Genomic DNA, 3,814 nt, shown 5'->3' with positions numbered 1-3,814 from the left:
TGTGAAAAACAGTACGCACGATACAACTCAATATTGACCAACGGCCAAAAATCGATATTATTGACCCTGTGCACGATGCCCACTTTTTTTATATTCAGCAACAGTTCTTTAAGGGCGTCGCATGAAATTCCTTATCAGCTTCATTCGCATCGATACGACTATACCCGACGACTTATGGGCCAATGGCTCTGCATTGAGTTGCGTGTGCCATGAATACGTGAGCACCGACACGCACGATTATCAAGATTGCAGTAATTCCAGTGAAATTGAAGCAGCCTTCGAGGCCAAGAAGAATTACGGTGAGGAAGGTGATAGCTTGCTCTGCCCTCAAGCTAAAATCAAAGTTATTCGGATCGAACTCGTACCTGATACAGCCTGATATTTTCAGCCCGTTCCTTGTTCGACTAACGCGGAAGAGGCTGCTGATTTAACCATCGTTCTCTTCCTTGATATGCTATTCGCCGAATGCGCCTAAGTGAATACTCCTACGAAGGATCGTTGAAAGAATGTCCTGAGTAAGAAGCATCCGGAGATTTCGTGCATTCACTCCGCGATTTACTAATTTTCTTTTTGAGAGTAATTGAAGTTGGTTACGAATTCGTTGAGATCAAAGCCCATCTCAACCAAGATGGCCCGAATCTGTGGTGGCTCTCAAAAACTCCCGATGCAATTCAAATAACTTCGCGCTTTCCGATAAGTTTGATTGTCATGAAGCCTAATGGGCGCTGAATCAGGTTCGCTAGGGGACGAGTGAGAAGCTCACTGGATCGAAGGGGGCTCTTGGATTGCCTGGCTCGAAACCATCAGAAATTTACGCAGGGTTTGTCGGCCGATGTCACGTTGAAACGTAGCGATGACGTATCGCGAGTTGAGCGTGTTGAGAACCCAAAATCGGCCTTCACGGCGGGCGCAAATGATGTCAGAGGTACGCATGTAGTGACCATCATCGAAGCGGCCCAACGGGCCTTTGCGTACGTGGCCGAAGACGACCCCCATCGCACGTTTACCAACGATTGCCACATGATTGAGATAAGCCGTCACTGGAAGATCAAAACCTTGCGCTTGCGCCTTATGAATTCGAAGTAAATCGAAATCTGATAGTCGTTTGCTGTGGAACGTCATTTCGGTACCGCTCATACGAAAGCTCCGTTTGGCCGTGGTCAGCTTCAGACTGAACGAATGCGACTTGAGTGGAAAATTTCTTTCAAATTGGAAACCAATGCGCGGTCGAAATCTTGACGATGCGAGTCGTGATACACGGCACCGCTTTCCACTTCAATAATGCAAACGACGCACTCAAGTTCATCTTCCCCCACAGACACCCTGGTAAGTGGTTCCATACTCGGTTTCCCCCGCCCATTCATGTAGGCCGGGATTACTACTTGAGCACCGATCACCACCATTGTGGGGTTTTTGGAGTTCAATACCGCTTCCAGCTGATGTTCATCGTTGATCATTAACTCGTACTCGACCTGTCGGCCTTCCAACTCATGTTGAACAGTGACGTAGTACCAGTGCATTCGGAGCACTCGCGACACGGTGTGCCAGTGCGCCAGGCCCGTCCCGAACATCCCGGGTACCCCCAAAAGGTCGCTGTCTTGTGTTCTGAACATGCTCAATCTCTATTATTTGCGACGGCCGCAGTCACCGGATTAGAAAAAGGAAAAGATCGTTTCTAAACTCGCCCTCTTCTCATGCCCTGCACCCTTGAGTACGTAAACCGTGTTCCTAGTTTCGAACAGAAAGCCGTTTTGGAACGAAGTCGCGAAGGTGGAACGTACCCAGTCGCCTACATCAAACCTTCTCTGACTATCAAACAGGACGTTGTGAGCGTAAACGATCATGGGTAACTGGCCGGCTGCGTGGATCTTGCTCTGCTCGTCTTGTGTGGCTTCAACGTGAAAAAGTGTCCAATCCTCGACTAAGCAGTAAGGCTTACGCGGATAGAGCCCTTTGACGAGTTCGATGAGAGTTTCGTCTGAGTCCATCGATCCTTGGCGAAGTTCACCGGGGCCGCCTAGCAGGTCGTCGCCACCTTCGTTTTCATCTGTGCTCAACCGCAAAATCTCCGTCAATACATCTGATATGTTGGGCGCGCACCCTGCCTAAGGATGACCAGCATCTAGCCCACCGCGCCTTAATCTCTGTGGGAAGGCTCCGTCCGTACGACCAAAAGCTACGACAGTTCCGATAATACCACCAAACGAGGTTTATCGGAACTAGCCACGTGTGGCTCTATCCTCGTTTTTTAGGACAGAAAATGTCGCTCAAGAAGGAGATAGGCGCCGCGATACGGTCTATTCGAACCGTGCGTGGGGCCGACTACGGGGATTTGGCCGAAGTCAGCGTAAAGGCCAACATCAACAAGCTTGAACAGGGCATGAGCAACATCACACTGGAGAAACTCGTTGAACTGTCCAGAGCCCTTCAGTTCGATGCCGTCGCTCTCTTGGCCATGTGCGTTGCCATGCAAAATGAGGAGCACTACTCGCTGACCCTCAAGCGAGCAGCGGAACAGCTCCATACATTTCAAGCGGAAGGCGGAATGGAGCTTTTTAGTAGTCAACTCATTGGCAGGGAGTTGCTTCAGCGGCCCCGGGGCAAACCTAAGAAGACAAAAAATGAGGAGGCCGTCAGAGAGCTCAAGGCAGCTGGGTTTAGCCAGGCAGAGGTGGTGGAGAAGCTTGGGCTGTCGAAGTCGACGGTGCATAGATATTGGCAGTCGTAGCATAGGGAGAGGTTTGTAGGTGCCATCGCTGGTAATTACCTCTGGGTGGTGCGGATCAATCTCGCACCGTTTCTTCGATCTAGCTCCTGTAGCGTCAGAGGCGCACAACTCCTTTGATCAAGAGGCAAAGCGAACCTTGAATTTCAGAGTAGTTATCAGTGAACGATTAGGTCACCGAATTTGGCACTCACCACAGCCTCAGTCAGAGCCGCCGATAAAGCTTTCCAGAATCGGAAAAGCTTGAAGTTTTGCAACCGCTAATCTCGCAGATCAACGAGCCACCTGAGCCAAACTAACGGTCACCTTTTCAGCCGCGTCCATTTTTACAAAAAACGATGGACACCTTTCATTTTCTGTAACTCTTTGTTTTACAGATATTTATGTTGTCCATTTTATTGGCTACACACGGGTGCAGAACTTCGACAAGACGATCGTCTCGATCCCGACCTGGCGGCTGATGTCCGAGTCGTTCAAGAACTGGCGCGGCATGCAGCAGTCCGGCGGTCGGCGGATCAAACGCAGCCTGTTCATCGATGCCAGCGGCGTGCGCTTCATCCGCGACGACGAGGAAGAAAAGCTTTCCCAGGTGCACCTGCTGACCGACTACATGGGCCGCAAGAAAGCCGAGCTCAAGGCCTGGAATGAGGCCCAGGGCAATGTCGCGGCAATGTCGGCCAACCGCCGCCGCATGACCAACATCGGCACCTTCCGCGCCTACGCGCTGGCGTATCTGAAGAGTCATCCGGAGATTCAGCCGAACATGACCTGCATGGTCCGGCAGATGCAGACCACCGCGCAGGGCATTCCGCTGGAAATCTACTGCTTCACCCGCACCACGGTGTGGGCCGATTACGAGCGGATTCAGGGCGATATTTTCGATTACCTGCTGGCGGTGCTGCCGGAGTTCGGGTTGAGCCTGTATCAACAGCCGAGTGGCGGGGATTTGCGCGCAGGCTTGCTGCCAGCGGTGTTGGGCTCGGCGAGTATTCCGGAGCCGGAAAAACACCTGATGTAACCCAAAGATCAAATGTGGGAGCGAGCCTGCTCGCGAATGCAATGTGTCAGTCGACCCATAAGGAGAGGAAA

General features: G+C 51.5%; 5 protein-coding genes and 1 pseudogene. 3 read left to right on the top strand and 3 right to left on the bottom strand.

The window, feature by feature from the left end:
* Nucleotides 1-121 precede the first annotated feature (121 nt).
* The gene (locus F8N49_RS26455; RefSeq protein WP_151553200.1) at nucleotides 122-379 is read left to right on the top strand and encodes a hypothetical protein; all 258 of its coding nucleotides are present in this window, start codon (nucleotides 122-124) and stop codon (nucleotides 377-379) included.
* Between the two features lie 380 nt (nucleotides 380-759).
* Here the strand turns inward: F8N49_RS26455 and F8N49_RS26450 are convergent, their stop codons facing one another.
* The 3 genes from F8N49_RS26450 to F8N49_RS26440 are packed head-to-tail and all read right to left on the bottom strand — an operon-like array spanning nucleotide 760 to nucleotide 2,057.
* Nucleotides 760-1,137, bottom strand: coding sequence for a hypothetical protein (locus F8N49_RS26450; protein ID WP_024013837.1), 378 nt, complete (start codon nucleotides 1,135-1,137; stop codon nucleotides 760-762).
* 29 nt (nucleotides 1,138-1,166) lie between these two features.
* The gene (locus tag F8N49_RS26445) at nucleotides 1,167-1,613 is read right to left on the bottom strand and encodes a hypothetical protein (RefSeq protein WP_151553199.1); all 447 of its coding nucleotides are present in this window, start codon (nucleotides 1,611-1,613) and stop codon (nucleotides 1,167-1,169) included.
* A gap of 39 nt (nucleotides 1,614-1,652) precedes the next feature.
* Nucleotides 1,653-2,057 carry a hypothetical protein gene (locus tag F8N49_RS26440; RefSeq protein WP_232966964.1) on the bottom strand — a complete coding sequence of 135 codons (405 nt, stop codon included), beginning with the start codon at nucleotides 2,055-2,057 and terminating at the stop codon, nucleotides 1,653-1,655.
* A gap of 203 nt (nucleotides 2,058-2,260) precedes the next feature.
* Between F8N49_RS26440 and F8N49_RS26435 the strand changes: the two genes are divergently transcribed.
* Both F8N49_RS26435 and F8N49_RS26430 read left to right on the top strand, forming a co-directional pair.
* The gene (locus F8N49_RS26435; protein ID WP_151553195.1) at nucleotides 2,261-2,728 is read left to right on the top strand and encodes a resolvase; all 468 of its coding nucleotides are present in this window, start codon (nucleotides 2,261-2,263) and stop codon (nucleotides 2,726-2,728) included.
* Between the two features lie 400 nt (nucleotides 2,729-3,128).
* Nucleotides 3,129-3,743 (top strand): annotated as a pseudogene (locus tag F8N49_RS26430) (mechanosensitive ion channel family protein); the annotation flags it as partial.
* Between the last annotated feature and the right edge of the window lie 71 nt (nucleotides 3,744-3,814).

The organism is Pseudomonas sp. GXM4 (assembly GCF_008923895.1).
Lineage (GTDB): Bacteria > Pseudomonadota > Gammaproteobacteria > Pseudomonadales > Pseudomonadaceae > Aquipseudomonas > Aquipseudomonas atacamensis.
This window is presented reverse-complemented; position numbering and strand designations above follow the sequence as displayed.

Excerpts from the sequence above, each read along its gene's own strand:
- F8N49_RS26445 (WP_151553199.1), bottom strand. The coding sequence starts at position 1,613 with ATGTTCAGAACACAAGACAGCGACCTTTTGGGGGTACCCGGGATGTTC.
- F8N49_RS26455 (WP_151553200.1), top strand. The coding sequence starts at position 122 with ATGAAATTCCTTATCAGCTTCATTCGCATCGATACGACTATACCCGAC.
- F8N49_RS26435 (WP_151553195.1), top strand. The coding sequence starts at position 2,261 with ATGTCGCTCAAGAAGGAGATAGGCGCCGCGATACGGTCTATTCGAACC.
- F8N49_RS26450 (WP_024013837.1), bottom strand. The coding sequence starts at position 1,137 with ATGAGCGGTACCGAAATGACGTTCCACAGCAAACGACTATCAGATTTC.